The organism is Paenibacillus pasadenensis DSM 19293 (assembly GCF_000422485.1).
GTDB lineage: Bacteria > Bacillota > Bacilli > Paenibacillales > Paenibacillaceae > Paenibacillus_O > Paenibacillus_O pasadenensis.
In genome coordinates this window covers 41164-54463 of sequence record NZ_AULW01000058.1, presented here as the reverse complement: position 1 = coordinate 54463, position 13300 = coordinate 41164, and the positions used below count along the sequence as shown (strand labels likewise).

23 protein-coding genes are annotated in these 13300 nt (G+C 54.4%); all 23 read right to left on the bottom strand.

The window, feature by feature from the left end; all coding sequences use genetic code 11:
* Window positions 1-21: 21 nt before the first annotated feature.
* The 23 genes from rplR to H582_RS0108465 all read right to left on the bottom strand — a co-directional run bounded on the left by rplR (window position 22) and on the right by H582_RS0108465 (window position 13272).
* The gene (gene rplR / locus H582_RS0108570) at window positions 22-390 is read right to left on the bottom strand and encodes a 50S ribosomal protein L18 (RefSeq protein WP_028598211.1); all 369 of its coding nucleotides are present in this window, start codon (window positions 388-390) and stop codon (window positions 22-24) included.
* Between the two features lie 56 nt (window positions 391-446).
* Complete coding sequence (rplF, locus tag H582_RS0108565; protein WP_028598210.1) at window positions 447-989, bottom strand: 50S ribosomal protein L6; 543 nt, start codon at window positions 987-989, stop codon at window positions 447-449.
* A 30-nt stretch (window positions 990-1019) separates the two neighbouring features.
* Entirely contained in the window at window positions 1020-1418 is a 399-nt protein-coding gene (gene rpsH / locus H582_RS0108560; RefSeq protein ID WP_028598209.1) for a 30S ribosomal protein S8, read from the bottom strand.
* A 32-nt stretch (window positions 1419-1450) separates the two neighbouring features.
* Window positions 1451-1636, bottom strand: coding sequence for a type Z 30S ribosomal protein S14 (locus tag H582_RS30845; RefSeq protein WP_084136923.1), 186 nt, complete (start codon window positions 1634-1636; stop codon window positions 1451-1453).
* Between the two features lie 27 nt (window positions 1637-1663).
* Window positions 1664-2206: a 50S ribosomal protein L5 gene (gene rplE / locus H582_RS0108555; protein WP_028598208.1), complete on the bottom strand. Its 543-nt coding sequence runs from the start codon at window positions 2204-2206 to the stop codon at window positions 1664-1666.
* 31 nt (window positions 2207-2237) lie between these two features.
* On the bottom strand, window positions 2238-2591 hold the full coding sequence (gene rplX, locus H582_RS0108550; protein WP_084136920.1) for a 50S ribosomal protein L24: 354 nt from the start codon (window positions 2589-2591) through the stop codon (window positions 2238-2240).
* Between the two features lie 37 nt (window positions 2592-2628).
* Complete coding sequence (rplN, locus tag H582_RS0108545; protein ID WP_028598206.1) at window positions 2629-2997, bottom strand: 50S ribosomal protein L14; 369 nt, start codon at window positions 2995-2997, stop codon at window positions 2629-2631.
* 38 nt (window positions 2998-3035) lie between these two features.
* The gene (rpsQ, locus tag H582_RS0108540; RefSeq protein WP_028598205.1) at window positions 3036-3299 is read right to left on the bottom strand and encodes a 30S ribosomal protein S17; all 264 of its coding nucleotides are present in this window, start codon (window positions 3297-3299) and stop codon (window positions 3036-3038) included.
* Between the two features lie 47 nt (window positions 3300-3346).
* Window positions 3347-3547 carry a 50S ribosomal protein L29 gene (gene rpmC, locus H582_RS0108535; protein ID WP_028598204.1) on the bottom strand — a complete coding sequence of 67 codons (201 nt, stop codon included), beginning with the start codon at window positions 3545-3547 and terminating at the stop codon, window positions 3347-3349.
* The gene (gene rplP / locus H582_RS0108530; protein WP_028598203.1) at window positions 3537-3971 is read right to left on the bottom strand and encodes a 50S ribosomal protein L16; all 435 of its coding nucleotides are present in this window, start codon (window positions 3969-3971) and stop codon (window positions 3537-3539) included. Before rplP ends, rpmC begins: the two co-directional genes overlap by 11 nt.
* Before the next feature lie 2 nt (window positions 3972-3973).
* Entirely contained in the window at window positions 3974-4639 is a 666-nt protein-coding gene (gene rpsC / locus H582_RS0108525) for a 30S ribosomal protein S3 (RefSeq protein ID WP_028598202.1), read from the bottom strand.
* Between the two features lie 13 nt (window positions 4640-4652).
* Complete coding sequence (gene rplV / locus H582_RS0108520) at window positions 4653-4988, bottom strand: 50S ribosomal protein L22 (RefSeq protein WP_028598201.1); 336 nt, start codon at window positions 4986-4988, stop codon at window positions 4653-4655.
* 46 nt (window positions 4989-5034) lie between these two features.
* A complete protein-coding gene (gene rpsS, locus H582_RS0108515) occupies window positions 5035-5313 on the bottom strand; it encodes a 30S ribosomal protein S19 (protein ID WP_021878327.1) in 279 nt (92 codons plus the stop codon).
* A gap of 73 nt (window positions 5314-5386) precedes the next feature.
* Window positions 5387-6217: a 50S ribosomal protein L2 gene (rplB, locus tag H582_RS0108510; RefSeq protein ID WP_028598200.1), complete on the bottom strand. Its 831-nt coding sequence runs from the start codon at window positions 6215-6217 to the stop codon at window positions 5387-5389.
* 26 nt (window positions 6218-6243) lie between these two features.
* Window positions 6244-6534: a 50S ribosomal protein L23 gene (gene rplW / locus H582_RS0108505; protein ID WP_028598199.1), complete on the bottom strand. Its 291-nt coding sequence runs from the start codon at window positions 6532-6534 to the stop codon at window positions 6244-6246.
* Window positions 6534-7157 carry a 50S ribosomal protein L4 gene (rplD, locus tag H582_RS0108500; RefSeq protein WP_028598198.1) on the bottom strand — a complete coding sequence of 208 codons (624 nt, stop codon included), beginning with the start codon at window positions 7155-7157 and terminating at the stop codon, window positions 6534-6536. The genes rplW and rplD overlap by 1 nt, the downstream gene beginning before the upstream one ends.
* A gap of 29 nt (window positions 7158-7186) precedes the next feature.
* The gene (gene rplC, locus H582_RS0108495) at window positions 7187-7810 is read right to left on the bottom strand and encodes a 50S ribosomal protein L3 (protein ID WP_028598197.1); all 624 of its coding nucleotides are present in this window, start codon (window positions 7808-7810) and stop codon (window positions 7187-7189) included.
* A 46-nt stretch (window positions 7811-7856) separates the two neighbouring features.
* The gene (rpsJ, locus tag H582_RS0108490) at window positions 7857-8165 is read right to left on the bottom strand and encodes a 30S ribosomal protein S10 (RefSeq protein WP_017692074.1); all 309 of its coding nucleotides are present in this window, start codon (window positions 8163-8165) and stop codon (window positions 7857-7859) included.
* A 358-nt stretch (window positions 8166-8523) separates the two neighbouring features.
* Window positions 8524-9714: an elongation factor Tu gene (gene tuf / locus H582_RS0108485; protein WP_028598196.1), complete on the bottom strand. Its 1191-nt coding sequence runs from the start codon at window positions 9712-9714 to the stop codon at window positions 8524-8526.
* A gap of 103 nt (window positions 9715-9817) precedes the next feature.
* Complete coding sequence (gene fusA / locus H582_RS0108480; RefSeq protein WP_028598195.1) at window positions 9818-11893, bottom strand: elongation factor G; 2076 nt, start codon at window positions 11891-11893, stop codon at window positions 9818-9820.
* A gap of 38 nt (window positions 11894-11931) precedes the next feature.
* The gene (gene rpsG, locus H582_RS0108475) at window positions 11932-12402 is read right to left on the bottom strand and encodes a 30S ribosomal protein S7 (RefSeq protein WP_028598194.1); all 471 of its coding nucleotides are present in this window, start codon (window positions 12400-12402) and stop codon (window positions 11932-11934) included.
* A 50-nt stretch (window positions 12403-12452) separates the two neighbouring features.
* Window positions 12453-12872 (bottom strand): 30S ribosomal protein S12, encoded by a 420-nt coding sequence (gene rpsL, locus H582_RS0108470; protein ID WP_028598193.1) that lies wholly within the window; start codon window positions 12870-12872, stop codon window positions 12453-12455.
* A 160-nt stretch (window positions 12873-13032) separates the two neighbouring features.
* Window positions 13033-13272, bottom strand: a complete 240-nt coding sequence (locus tag H582_RS0108465; RefSeq protein WP_373864116.1) for a ribosomal L7Ae/L30e/S12e/Gadd45 family protein — start codon at window positions 13270-13272, stop codon at window positions 13033-13035.
* Window positions 13273-13300: the final 28 nt, after the last annotated feature.

Sequence of the window (13300 nt, the reverse complement as noted above, 5' to 3'; positions counted from 1 at the left end):
TATACCTCCCTTGTCAGAAAATTAGAATTGGAGACCAGCTTCGCGAGCTGCGTCAGCCAGTGCTTGAATCCGTCCATGGTACAGGTAGCCGCCGCGATCGAAGACAACCGCTTCGTGGCCTTTTTCCTTGGCACGTTTCGCGATCAGTTCTCCAACCAGCTTTGCGGATTCCACGTTGCCGCCGTTGCTCACTTTCTCAGCAAGCTCTTTGTCCAGCGTGGAAGCCGATGCGATCGTTACGCCAGCCACATCGTCGATCAGTTGAGCATAGATGTGCTTGGAGGAACGGTATACCGACAGACGAGGACGCTCTACCGTGCCGTTGATTTTCTTGCGGACACGCAGATGGCGTTTCAGACGGGCTTTGTTTTTGTCGCCTTTGGTGATCATTGAGGGATCCTCCCTTCTTCGTTCGTGGTGCTGCTATCGTCAGCATGCGATCATGCTTACTTTTTCTTGCCGGCCTTGCCTTCCTTGCGGATGATGCGCTCGCCTTCGTACTTGATGCCTTTGCCTTTGTAAGGCTCTGGCTCGCGTACGGCACGGATCTTAGCCGCTGTCGCGCCGACAAGCTCTTTGTCGATGCCGCGAACCGTGATCTTGTTGTTGCCCACGACTTCGAACTCGATGCCTTGTGCAGGCACGATTTCAACCGGGTGGGAGTAGCCGACGTTCAGGACGACTTTCTCGCCTTGCTTCGAAGCACGGTAGCCGACGCCGACGAGCTCGAGGTTTTTGGAGAAGCCATCCGTTACACCGCTGACCATGTTCGCGATGATGCTGCGGGTCGTTCCGTGCAAGGAGCGGTGCAGCTTGTTGTCGGAAGGACGCTCCACGAGGATCGTGCCCTCTTCCAGGTTAACTTTCATATCTTTATGGACCGGACGGCTAAGGGAACCTTTCGGTCCTTTTACCGTGATCACCGTATCGTCCAGGGAGACGTTCACTCCGCTAGGGACAGTAATGGGTTTTCGACCAATACGGGACATTGTTGCACCTCCTATCGCTGTAGCTTTAGATTACCAGACGTAGCAGACGACTTCGCCGCCAGCTTTGCCTTGACGAGCTTCCTTGTCGGTCATAACTCCCTTGGACGTGGAGATAATCGCGATGCCGAGACCGCCGAGTACGCGCGGGATTTCGCCCGATTTCGTGTAGACGCGCAGGCCAGGCTTGCTGATGCGCTTGAGGCCCGTGATGACGCGCTCGTTGTTGGAGCCGTATTTCAAGAAAATACGGATCATCCCTTGCTTGCTGTCCTCGATATATTCAGCGTCACGAATGAAGCCCTCACGCTTCAGAATATCAGCGATTTGCTTCTTGATTTTCGAAGCGGGCATTTCAACGGTTTCATGACGGACAAGATTCGCATTGCGGATACGGGTAAGCATATCTGCGATCGGATCAGACATAACCATTCTTGTGTACCTCCTTCCCTAACTAAGACGGATTACCAGCTGGCCTTCTTCACGCCAGGAATCTGGCCTTTGTATGCTAATTCACGGAAACAAATCCGGCAAATTTTAAACTTCTGCAGAACCGAGTGAGGACGTCCGCAGCGCTCGCAGCGCGTGTAGGCACGAACCTTGAACTTCGGCGTGCGTTGTTGCTTTATTTTCATCGAAGTTTTAGCCACTTTGGTATTACACCTCCTGATTGGCGATTACTTCGCGAACGGCATTCCCAGTTGGGTCAGCAGCTCACGGGATTCTTCGTCCGACTTCGCCGTCGTTACGATAACGACGTCCATGCCGCGGACTTTATCGACTTTGTCGTATTCGACCTCCGGGAAGATCAGCTGCTCTTTAAGACCGAGGGTGTAGTTGCCGCGACCGTCGAAAGCTTTGGTCGATACGCCGCGGAAGTCGCGTACGCGCGGAAGCGCGGTGTTGAACAGCTTGTCGAGGAAGTAGTACATGCGGTCGCCGCGCAGCGTTACTTTAACCCCGATCGGCATGTTCTCACGAAGCTTGAAGCCTGCGATCGACTTCTTCGCGCGCGTGATAACCGGCTTTTGACCGGAGATGAGGCGGAGATCTTCGACGGCCGTATCAAGCACTTTGGAGTTGGCGACTGCTTCGCCTACGCCCATGTTGATGACGACTTTCTCGATCTTCGGCACCTGCATTACAGTCGAGTAGTTGAACTTCTGCATCAGAGCAGGAGTCACATCGTTCAGGAAACGCTCTTTCATTCTTGCTGCCATGGTAAAGGGTCCTCCTTTCCGTAAAGAATAATTAGTCGATAACCTCGCCGGAACGCTTCGCAACGCGGACTTTCTTGCCGTTGTCCAGCACTTTGTAGCCGATGCGGGTTACGTTTCCGCTCTTCGGATCCACGTGCATCACGTTGGATACATGGATCGGAGCCTCTTGCTCGATGATGCCGCCCTGAGGGTTCGCTTGGGAAGGACGCGAATGCTTCTTCACCATGTTCACACCTTCGACCAGAACGCGGTTCTCACGAGGGTAAGCTGCGATGACGCGGCCTTTTTTGCCTTTATCTTTGCCCGTGATGACGATAACGGTATCGTCCTTTTTCACGTGCAGCTTGTTGTTGTGGGATTCCAGAACTTTTTTAACCTTTGGCATGTGTTACACCTCCTGCTCCTTGAATCACGCAGCTAGATTAGATAACTTCCGGTGCAAGCGATACGATCTTCATGAAGTCTTTTTCACGAAGTTCGCGCGCAACTGGCCCGAAGATACGGGTACCGCGAGGGGATTTGTCTTCCTTCACGACAACAGCTGCATTCTCGTCGAATGCGATGTAGGAACCGTCCTTGCGGCGAACCGTGCGCTTCGTGCGAACGATAACCGCTTTGACTACATCGCCTTTTTTGACAACGCCACCGGGTGTTGCTTGTTTGACCGAGCAAACGATCAGATCACCGATGTGTCCTACACGACGTCCCGTACCACCCAGTACGCGGATGCACATCAGTTCTTTCGCGCCGGAGTTGTCAGCAACCGCAAGGCGTGTAAAAGGTTGAATCATTGAAATGTCCTCCTTTCAAACTTGATGGTCGAATCGTATTAGAGGATTACGGCTTCTTCTACGACTTGGACCAGTCTCCAACGCTTGTCTTTCGACAGCGGGCGAGTTTCCATGATTTTAACCGTGTCACCGATTTTCGCGGTGTTGTTCTCGTCATGGGCTTTGAATTTCTTCGTGTACTTGATGCGTTTATGGTACAGATCATGTTTTTTGTAGGTTTCTACAGCCACCACGATCGTTTTATCCATTTTGTCGCTGACCACTTTGCCAATCTGAACTTTGCGGTTGTTGCGTTCGCTCATGTTCATCCTCCTTCCTCAGGCTGGGCGTGTATAAGCACGCGGCTGAATTAGCTGCTGATTCCCAGTTCTCTTTGGCGCAGTACCGTTTTGGCACGTGCGATTTCTTTCCGAACGGCGCTGATGCGCGTCGGGTTGTCCAGCTGGCCCGTAGCCAGTTGGAAGCGGAGGTTGAACAGCTCTTCTTTAAAGCCGGCAACCTTTTGGTTGAGCTCATCAGTGGTCAGGTTGCGGAATTCACTAGCTTTCATTTGCTTCACCACCCACTTCTTCGCGTTTCACAAACTTCGTTTTAACCGGGAGCTTGTGGGCCGCAAGGCGCATTGCTTCGCGAGCGATTTCCTCGGATACGCCGGCAAGCTCGAACATCACTTTGCCAGGCTTCACGACGGAAACCCATTTCTCAACGTTACCTTTACCGCTACCCATCCGCACCTCGAGAGGCTTTTGGGTGATCGGCTTGGAAGGGAAGATCTTGATCCAGACCTTACCGCCACGCTTGATGTAACGGGTCATAGCGATACGAGCGGACTCGATCTGACGGTTGGTGACCCAACCCGGTTCGAGCGCTTGCAGGCCGAATTCACCGAAGTGAACTTCCGTGCCGCCTTTAGCGCGACCTTTCATATGTCCGCGTTGTTCTTTGCGGTGTTTGACGCGTTTAGGTACCAACATGATTAGTTGCCTCCTTCCTGGACGGCTGCTTTCTTTTTAGAAGGAAGGATTTCACCGCGGTAGATCCACACTTTTACGCCGATGCGGCCGTAAGTCGTATGGGCTTCAGCCGTGCCGTAGTCGATGTCGGCGCGCAGCGTATGAAGCGGAACGGTGCCTTCGCTGTATCCTTCTTGACGAGCGATCTCTGCGCCGCCGAGACGGCCGCTGACCGAAGTCTTGATTCCTTTTGCGCCTGCGCGCATGGAACGTTGCAGAGCTTGTTTCATGGCGCGGCGGAACGAAGTCCGGCGCTCCAGCTGTTGAGCGATGCTTTCGGCAACGAGCGTTGCGTCCAGATCCGCTTGCTTGATTTCGGAGATGTTGATGTGGACTTTTTTGCCGCCCGTGATGCGAGTCAGCTCGCTGCGGAGGTTCTCCACCTCGGAGCCGCCCTTGCCGATGACCATACCCGGCTTCGCCGTGTAGATCGTGACGTTGACGCGGTTCGCCGCGCGCTCGATCTCGATGCGGGATACAGCAGCGTCTTTAAGTTTTCCTTTAAGGAATTCGCGAACTCGAACATCTTCCATGAGAAGAGTGCCGAAGTCTTTACCCGCGTACCATTTGGATTCCCAATCCCGGATGACTCCGATCCGGAGACCAACCGGATTTACCTTTTGACCCACTCGTTATCCCTCCTTATTTTTCGGATACGACCAGCGTAATGTGGCTGGTGCGCTTGTTGATGCGGCTTGCACGTCCCATAGCGCGCGGCATGAACCGTTTCATCGTCGGACCTTGGTTGACGAATACCTGGGATACGACCAGATTGTTCACGTCCAGCTGGTAGTTGTGCTCCGCGTTGGCGATTGCCGAGTTCAGCAGCTTCTCAACGATCGGGGACGCGGCGCGCGGAGTGTGGCGCAGGATCGCGATCGCTTCGCCGACTTGCTTGCCGCGGATCAGATCAACGACGAGCTGAGCCTTGCGTGGCGCGATGCGGACTTGGTTAGCATGTGCTCTTGCTTCTGCCATGACAGGTACCTCCTCTCAAACAGCTTGATTATGGAAAGGCAGCGGCTTAGCGTCTGCCCGTTTTCTTGTCGTCGTCGTGACCTTTGTAGGTACGAGTCGGTGCGAATTCGCCGAACTTATGTCCGACCATGTCTTCCGTCACATAGACCGGCACGTGCTTGCGGCCGTCGTAAACAGCCAGCGTGTGTCCGATGAATTGCGGGAAGATCGTGGAACGGCGGGACCAAGTTTTGATCACCGTCTTTTTGTTCGCAGCGTTGAGTTCTTCAACCTTTTTCAGCAGGTACCCATCGATGAAAGGACCTTTTTTCAAACTACGACCCATGAAGTGGTTCCTCCCTTCCTCGAGACGTTAGCGTGACGCAGACTTACGTCACGCGCAGTCGCTCAAGCGATTATTATTTCGTGCGGCGACGAATAATATATTGGCTCGATGCTTTCTTCTTCTTCCGCGTTTTGGCGCCGAGGGTCGGTTTGCCCCAAGGAGACATAGGCGATTTGCGTCCGATCGGAGCGCGGCCTTCACCACCACCGTGAGGGTGATCGTTCGGGTTCATGACGACGCCGCGAACTTCAGGACGCTTGCCCAGCCAACGGGAACGGCCGGCTTTACCGATTTTCACGAGCTCGTGATCCTCGTTGCCAACAGATCCGATCGTAGCGCGGCAAGTTTTCAGAATGCGGCGAACCTCGCCGGAAGTCAGACGGATAACCGCGTATGCATCCTCTTTACCGAGGAGCTGAGCTTCCGTACCGGCAGCGCGAACGAGTTGTCCGCCTTTGCCAGGCTTCATTTCGATGTTGTGGATCAGCGTACCGACCGGAATGTTTTCCAGTGGAAGCGCATTGCCCACTTTGATGTCGGCGGATGGACCGGAAACGATCTGGTCGCCGACTTTCAGGCCTTTAGGAGCGATGATGTAGCGCTTCTCGCCATCGACGTAGTGGATCAGCGCGATGTTCGAGGTGCGGTTCGGATCATACTCGATCGTCGCTACGCGTCCTACGATGCCATCCTTGTTGCGCTTGAAGTCGATGATGCGGTACTTGCGCTTATGTCCGCCGCCGTGGTGGCGAACCGTAATTTTGCCCTGGTTGTTGCGGCCGGCTTTTTTGAAAAGCGGCGCCAGGAGCGATTTCTCCGGTACGTTCGTTGTGATCTCTTCAAATGTCGAGACCGACATGCCGCGACGGGCCGGGGAAGTCGGTTTGTACTTCTTGATTGGCACTTTGTTTCCCTCCTTGTCTCGTCAGATTAGACCGACTCGAAGAATTCCAGCTCTTTGCTGTCTTCGCTCAGTTGAACGAAGGCTTTCTTCCACTCGGACGTGTAACCGGAATGACGGCCGTAGCGCTTCGGCTTAGCCGGCACGCGCAGCGTGTTTACGCTGCTGACCTTTACATTGAAGATCTGCTCGACAGCAGATTTGATCTCGGTTTTGTTCGCACGGATGTCGACTTCGAACACATAGCGTTTTGCTCCCATGAGCTCAGTCGTTTGTTCCGTGATCACCGGGCGCTTGATAATATCGCGTGGATCCTTCATTACGCAAGCACCTCCTGTACTTTCTCGACCGCATCCTTGGTGATGATGAGTTGGTCGTGCGACAGCACATCCAGAACATTGATGCCATCAGCTGCGACGAACTTCACTCCAGGAATATTGCGGGCGGACAGAGCCACGTTGTTCTCGAATTCAGCCGTAACGACAAGCGCTTTGCGGCCGACTTTGAGGTTGTTCAGCACGGCTTTGAACTCTTTCGTCTTCGGAGCTTCGAAGCTCAGTTGATCGAGAACGATCAGCTCGCTTGCGATGACTTTGGAAGACAGTGCCGAACGAATCGCCAGACGGCGAACTTTCTTAGGCAGCTTGAAGCTGTAGCTGCGCGGAGTCGGTCCGAAGACAGTGCCGCCGCCAACCCATTGCGGGGAGCGGATCGAGCCCTGACGAGCGCGGCCGGTGCCTTTTTGTTTCCAAGGCTTGCGTCCGCCGCCGCGTACTTCGGAGCGTCCTTTCGTCTTGTGCGTGCCAGCGCGCTCGGCTGCTTGCTGAAGCAGAACGGCGCTATGCAGGACATGCGAGTTAGGCTCGATGCCGAAGACATGCTCGGAAAGTTCGATGTCGCCGACTTGGGAGCCGCTCACGTTGAAGATAGCTACTTTAGGCATAGCTTGTTCCTCCTTTCTTCAGGCGGTGCTTATTTCTTCACCGTTTGTTTGATTTTTACGAAGCTGTTTCTAGGGCCCGGAATAGAGCCTTTAACCAGCAGGACATTGCGCTCTGCATCGACGCGTACGACTTCAAGCTTTTGAATCGTAATCGTCTCGTGGCCCATATGGCCTGGCAGGCGCTTGCCTTTTGGAACGCGGTTCGCTTGGATCGAGCCCATCGAACCAGGTCCGCGGTGGTAGCGGGAACCGTGCGCCATCGGGCCGCGGCTTTGTCCCCAGCGCTTGATTACGCCTTGGAAGCCTTTGCCCTTGGATACGCCAGTTACGTCAACGAATTCGCCTTCCGTGAATACGTCGGCTTTAATTTCTTGGCCAACTTCATATTCGCCCAGGTTAATGCCGCGAATTTCACGAATGTAGCGCTTAGGAGCCGTATTGGCTTTTTTCGCATGGCCGATAGCAGGTTTCGTCGCGTTTTTCTCCTTTTTGTCGGAGAAGCCGAGTTGAACCGCCTCGTAGCCGTCGTTCTCTTGGTCTTTCTTCTGCAGGATGACGCATGGACCGGCTTCGATAACCGTGACTGGCACGACGTTACCTTCAGCTGTGAACACTTGCGTCATACCGATCTTTTTGCCTAAGATACCCTTCATGTTGACACCTCTTTTCGTTCTCACTTAGCTTTCGCTTGTGGATAACTTACAGTTTGATTTCGATATCGACACCGGACGGCAGGTCCAGACGCATCAGCGCATCAACCGTTTGCGGAGTCGGGTTCACAATATCGATCAGACGCTTGTGCGTACGCTGCTCGAATTGCTCGCGCGAATCCTTGTACTTGTGTACTGCACGGAGAATGGTGATGATTTGCTTTTCCGTCGGAAGCGGAATCGGTCCAGAAACACCTGCTCCGGAACGTTTTGCGGTTTCCACGATTTTCTCTGCAGACTGGTCAAGAATGCGGTGATCGTATGCTTTCAAGCGAATACGAATCTTTTGCTTTGCCATATAAGTCCCTCCTTCTATCGCCCAATTTAGTATCGGACATACTCCGCGAGAACTCCTCCCACACGCTCCATGGCAAAGGAGCCGGGTGTGTCAGCAACCTCCCGCATCATCGCAACGTCACAGACCAACAGACAATAGTTTATCACGTTGGATGGGCGATTGCAACATGGAAATGCCAGCTTGCCGCGCTGCATTGCCTTTCCCATGCCGGAAGCCGTTTTCGCTCCATCCTCGATTCCTTCGATCGGATCGTGTTTCTTCTATAATAATGGAGTGAATCGAATCCAATCGTTCAAACAAAAATCCCCTGCCTGAGAGGCAGGGGATTTTGCAAGCTGCAGCTGACGCTGCAGAAAGCTTATTTTTGGATTGTTGCTACGGCGCCAGCGCCTACCGTACGGCCGCCTTCGCGGATCGAGAAGCGCGTGCCTTCTTCGATTGCGATTGGAGCGATCAGCTCAACCGTAACGGTGATGTTGTCGCCAGGCATAACCATTTCCGTACCTTCCGGCAGGTTGATGATGCCCGTTACGTCCGTCGTGCGGAAGTAGAACTGTGGACGGTAGCCCGTGAAGAAAGGCTTGTGGCGTCCGCCCTCTTCTTTGGTCAGGACGTAGATTTGAGCCGTGAAGTTCGTGTGCGGCTTAACGGAGCCTGGCTTGGCCAGAACTTGTCCGCGCTCGATGTCTTTACGGTCAACGCCGCGAAGCAGGGCGCCGATGTTGTCGCCAGCTTGAGCGGAGTCCATCAGCTTACGGAACATTTCAACGCCCGTAACGACGGATTTGCGGGATTCTTCAGCAAGACCGATGATTTCGACCTCGTCGGAGACTTTGACCGTACCGCGGTCGATACGGCCAGTTGCAACCGTACCGCGGCCCGTGATCGTGAACACGTCCTCGACTGGCATCAGGAAAGGCTTCGCCGTGTCGCGCTCAGGAGTCGGGATGTACGTATCAACTTGCTCGAAGAGCTCGATGATTTTATCAGCCCATGGACCGTCTGGGTTTTGCAGGGCTTCACGAGCAGCGCCGCGGATGATCGGCGTGTCGTCGCCTGGGAACTCGTACTCGTTGAGGAGGTCGCGAACTTCCATCTCAACCAGCTCGAGGAGCTCTTCGTCTTCAACCATGTCGCATTTGTTCAGGAATACGACGATGTAAGGAACGCCGACTTGGCGGGAGAGCAGGATGTGCTCGCGCGTTTGCGGCATAGGGCCGTCAGCTGCGGATACAACCAGGATCGCGCCGTCCATTTGAGCTGCGCCGGTGATCATGTTTTTAACATAGTCGGCGTGGCCTGGGCAGTCAACGTGAGCGTAGTGGCGGTTAGGCGTCTCGTACTCGACGTGTGCCGTCGAGATCGTGATGCCGCGCTCGCGCTCTTCTGGAGCTTTGTCGATTTGGTCGAACGCGATTGCCGCGCCGCCGTATTTTTTGGAAAGAACCGTCGTGATGGCAGCCGTCAGCGTCGTTTTGCCGTGGTCGACGTGACCGATGGTGCCAATGTTAACGTGGGGTTTAGTACGTTCAAATTTAGCCTTTGCCATTGAACTTAATCCTCCTTCAAGGTCAGGAAAGTTTATGTTAGGTGACAGACCGTTCACCGCTCGAGCGGCAGGCACGGCCTGTCACAGCGAACCTATCTTGAGATTACTCCGATTTGCTCTTGGAGACAATCTCTTCCTGGATCGATTTTGGAACTTCTTCATAGTGCGACAGCTCCATGGAGAACACGCCGCGTCCTTGAGTACCGGAACGCAGAGTCGTGGAGTAACCGAACATCTCGGCAAGAGGCACCTTGGCACGTACGATTTGCGCGCCACCGCGCGAATCCATGCCTTCAATGCGTCCGCGACGGGAGTTCAGCATGCCCATGACGTCGCCCATGTACTCTTCCGGAATCGTGACTTCGACCTTCATGATCGGCTCGAGAATGACAGGCTTACATTTGTCTTTCGCGGCTTTGAGGGCCATGGAGCCTGCGATCTTGAACGCCATCTCCGAGGAGTCGACGTCATGGTACGAACCGTCGAAGATCGTAGCTTTGATGTCGACGAGCGGGAAGCCGGCGAGGACACCGTTTTTCATGGCCTCTTCGATACCCGCTTGAGTCGGGCCGATGAATTCGCGAGGAACGACGCCGCCGACGACTTTGTTCTCGAAGACAAAACCGCTGCCTGGCTCGAGCGGCTCGAATTCGATCCATACGTGGCCGAATTGACCGCGGCCGCCGGATTGACGAACGAATTTGCCTTCGACTTTAGCCGCTTGACGGAAGGTCTCACGGTAAGCGACTTGCGGCTTGCCGACGTTCGTCTCTACTTTGAATTCACGGAGCATGCGGTCAACGAGGATCTCCAGGTGAAGCTCACCCATGCCCGCGATGATCGTTTGACCCGTTTCTTCGTCCGTATGAGCGCGGAACGTCGGATCCTCTTCCGAGAGCTTCTGCAGAGCGATGCCCATCTTGTCTTGGTCAGCCTTGGTTTTCGGCTCGACCGCGAGCTGGATGACAGGCTCAGGGAAGTTCATGGATTCAAGGATGACCGGATTCTTCTCGTCGCAAAGCGTGTCGCCCGTCGTCGTATCTTTAAGGCCTACGGCTGCGGCGATGTCGCCGGCGTAGACCGAGCTGATCTCCTGACGGCTGTTCGCATGCATTTGAAGAATACGGCCGACCCGCTCGCGCTTGTCCTTCGTGGCGTTGACAACGTAGGAACCGGAGTTCAATACGCCGGAGTAAACGCGGAAGAAGGTCAGTTTTCCGACGAACGGATCCGTCATGATCTTGAATGCGAGAGCCGCGAACGGCGCTTCGTCGGAAGACTCGCGAGTCGTCTCGGTTCCGTCTTCAAGGGTGCCCTTGATCGCTGGAACGTCGATCGGAGCCGGCAGGTAGTCGACTACGGCATCCAGCATCATTTGCACGCCTTTGTTACGGTAAGAGGAGCCAGCGATGACAGGGAAGATCTTCACTTCGACAACGCCCTTGCGGAGCGCTGCTTTAAGTTCTGGAACGGAAATTTCTTCGCCTTCCAGATACTTCATCATGAGTTCTTCGTCCAGCTCGGCCACTCTCTCAACCAGTTCCGCACGGAGTACTTCTGCTTGATCGACCAGATCGGCTGGGATCTCGACTTGCTCCGGATCTTTGCCGAGGTCGTCTTTGTATTTGTAGGCGACGCGTTCCACCAGGTCGACCACGCCGACGAAATCGTTCTCGGCGCCGATCGGCAGTTGGATCGCAACAGCATTGGCTTGCAGGCGTTCCCGCATGTCTTTGATGACATTCAGGAAGTCCGCGCCGATGATGTCCATTTTGTTGATGTAAGCAATCCGAGGAACGTTGTAACGGTCAGCCTGACGCCATACGGTTTCGGACTGAGGTTCTACGCCTTCTTTCGCACTGAATACACCAACCGCCCCGTCCAATACGCGCAGGGAACGCTCGACTTCAACGGTGAAGTCAACGTGTCCCGGGGTGTCGATGATATTGATGCGGTTGCCCTTCCACTGAGCAGTCGTCGCGGCAGACGTAATCGTGATGCCGCGCTCTTGTTCCTGCTCCATCCAGTCCATCGTCGCCGCGCCTTCATGCACTTCGCCGATTTTGTGGGTACGGCCTGTGTAGAACAGGATCCGTTCCGTGGTCGTGGTCTTGCCCGCATCAATATGCGCCATGATCCCGATGTTACGCGTATTTGCCAAGGAGAACTCTCTTGCCATTGGAATGTCTCCTTTCAAATTGGTACTGCTTTAGGATTCTACCAGCGGTAGTGAGCGAACGCCTTGTTCGCCTCTGCCATTTTGTGCGTATCTTCGCGCTTCTTAACCGCAGCGCCCGTGTTGTTGGATGCGTCGAGAATTTCAGCAGCCAGACGCTCTTCCATCGTTCTCTCGCCGCGATTGCGGGAGTAGTTCACGAGCCAGCGAAGACCGAGAGCGGTACGGCGCTCAGGCTTCACTTCGATCGGCACTTGGTAGTTCGAGCCGCCTACGCGGCGAGCTTTAACTTCCAGTACAGGCATGATGTTCTTCAGGGCTGCTTCGAACACTTCCATCGGATCTTTGCCGGAACGTTCTTGAATCAGTTTGAAGGCATCGTACAGCAGTGTTGCAGCAACACCGCGTTTGCCGTCGATCATGATGCGGTTAATGAGACGCGTAACGAGCTTGCTGTTGTAAATCGGATCCGGCAGTACGTCGCGTTTTGTTACAGGACCTTTGCGTGGCATGTAGCAAGTCCCCCTTTCCCTCATACTTATTGGTATAAATGAATCGAATCTTATTTCTTCACTTTCGGACGCTTCGCGCCGTACTTGGAGCGAGCTTGCTTACGGTTGTTCACGCCTGCCGTGTCGAGCGCGCCGCGAACGATGTGATAGCGTACGCCTGGAAGGTCTTTTACACGTCCGCCGCGGATCAGCACGACGCTGTGCTCCTGGAGGTTGTGACCGATACCCGGAATGTAAGCCGTTACCTCTACTTTGTTCGTCAGACGAACACGGGCATACTTACGAAGCGCGGAGTTCGGTTTTTTCGGAGTCATCGTACCTACACGGGTGCAGACACCACGTTTTTGAGGAGCGCTGATTTCCGTAGCCTCACGTTTCAGGGCGTTGAAACCCCGTTGCAGTGCTGGCGATTTGGACTTGACCACTTTAGCTTGACGGCCTTTGCGGACCAGTTGGTTGATAGTTGGCATGTCGGTTGCCACCCCCTTCCCATAATTCATGAAACGCTGAACTGCATTCTGCTCATTATTTAAGCCCACAGGTCCAGGCGGTTCATCTTTGGACAAACAAAAGTTTTTGCCTGCGCAGTCGTCCGAAATCTCGATCTTCCTGCCGGCAAAAACATCGTTCCTACTTTTCATCCAGTACGACTGCGGCCATCGCAGCGCCGACGTCGATCCCGCATTCCTTGCCGAGCTCCGCCATGCTGTCGAACCACCTGACCGGCACGCCGTCCTTCTCGCTCTGCGCGACAATGCCGCGAGTGAGCTTAGGATCCGCATCCCGAGCCACATAAACGCCGATCGCTTGACGCGATTCCAACGTCTTGGTCGTCTGTTTCGTGCCAATCTTGTAAGCCAAAGGATTCACCATCCCTAACCATGTACAAGAGTTCAGT

Excerpts from the sequence above, each read along its gene's own strand:
- rplR (WP_028598211.1), bottom strand. The coding sequence starts at position 390 with ATGATCACCAAAGGCGACAAAAACAAAGCCCGTCTGAAACGCCATCTG.
- rplF (WP_028598210.1), bottom strand. The coding sequence starts at position 989 with ATGTCCCGTATTGGTCGAAAACCCATTACTGTCCCTAGCGGAGTGAAC.
- rpsH (WP_028598209.1), bottom strand. The coding sequence starts at position 1,418 with ATGGTTATGTCTGATCCGATCGCAGATATGCTTACCCGTATCCGCAAT.
- rplE (WP_028598208.1), bottom strand. The coding sequence starts at position 2,206 with ATGGCAGCAAGAATGAAAGAGCGTTTCCTGAACGATGTGACTCCTGCT.
- rplX (WP_084136920.1), bottom strand. The coding sequence starts at position 2,591 with ATGCCAAAGGTTAAAAAAGTTCTGGAATCCCACAACAACAAGCTGCAC.
- rplN (WP_028598206.1), bottom strand. The coding sequence starts at position 2,997 with ATGATTCAACCTTTTACACGCCTTGCGGTTGCTGACAACTCCGGCGCG.
- rpsQ (WP_028598205.1), bottom strand. The coding sequence starts at position 3,299 with ATGAGCGAACGCAACAACCGCAAAGTTCAGATTGGCAAAGTGGTCAGC.
- rpmC (WP_028598204.1), bottom strand. The coding sequence starts at position 3,547 with ATGAAAGCTAGTGAATTCCGCAACCTGACCACTGATGAGCTCAACCAA.
- rplP (WP_028598203.1), bottom strand. The coding sequence starts at position 3,971 with ATGTTGGTACCTAAACGCGTCAAACACCGCAAAGAACAACGCGGACAT.
- rplV (WP_028598201.1), bottom strand. The coding sequence starts at position 4,988 with ATGGCAGAAGCAAGAGCACATGCTAACCAAGTCCGCATCGCGCCACGC.
- rpsS (WP_021878327.1), bottom strand. The coding sequence starts at position 5,313 with ATGGGTCGTAGTTTGAAAAAAGGTCCTTTCATCGATGGGTACCTGCTG.
- rplW (WP_028598199.1), bottom strand. The coding sequence starts at position 6,534 with ATGAAGGATCCACGCGATATTATCAAGCGCCCGGTGATCACGGAACAA.
- rplD (WP_028598198.1), bottom strand. The coding sequence starts at position 7,157 with ATGCCTAAAGTAGCTATCTTCAACGTGAGCGGCTCCCAAGTCGGCGAC.
- rplC (WP_028598197.1), bottom strand. The coding sequence starts at position 7,810 with ATGAAGGGTATCTTAGGCAAAAAGATCGGTATGACGCAAGTGTTCACA.
- rpsJ (WP_017692074.1), bottom strand. The coding sequence starts at position 8,165 with ATGGCAAAGCAAAAGATTCGTATTCGCTTGAAAGCATACGATCACCGC.
- tuf (WP_028598196.1), bottom strand. The coding sequence starts at position 9,714 with ATGGCAAAGGCTAAATTTGAACGTACTAAACCCCACGTTAACATTGGC.
- fusA (WP_028598195.1), bottom strand. The coding sequence starts at position 11,893 with ATGGCAAGAGAGTTCTCCTTGGCAAATACGCGTAACATCGGGATCATG.
- rpsG (WP_028598194.1), bottom strand. The coding sequence starts at position 12,402 with ATGCCACGCAAAGGTCCTGTAACAAAACGCGACGTACTGCCGGATCCG.
- rpsL (WP_028598193.1), bottom strand. The coding sequence starts at position 12,872 with ATGCCAACTATCAACCAACTGGTCCGCAAAGGCCGTCAAGCTAAAGTG.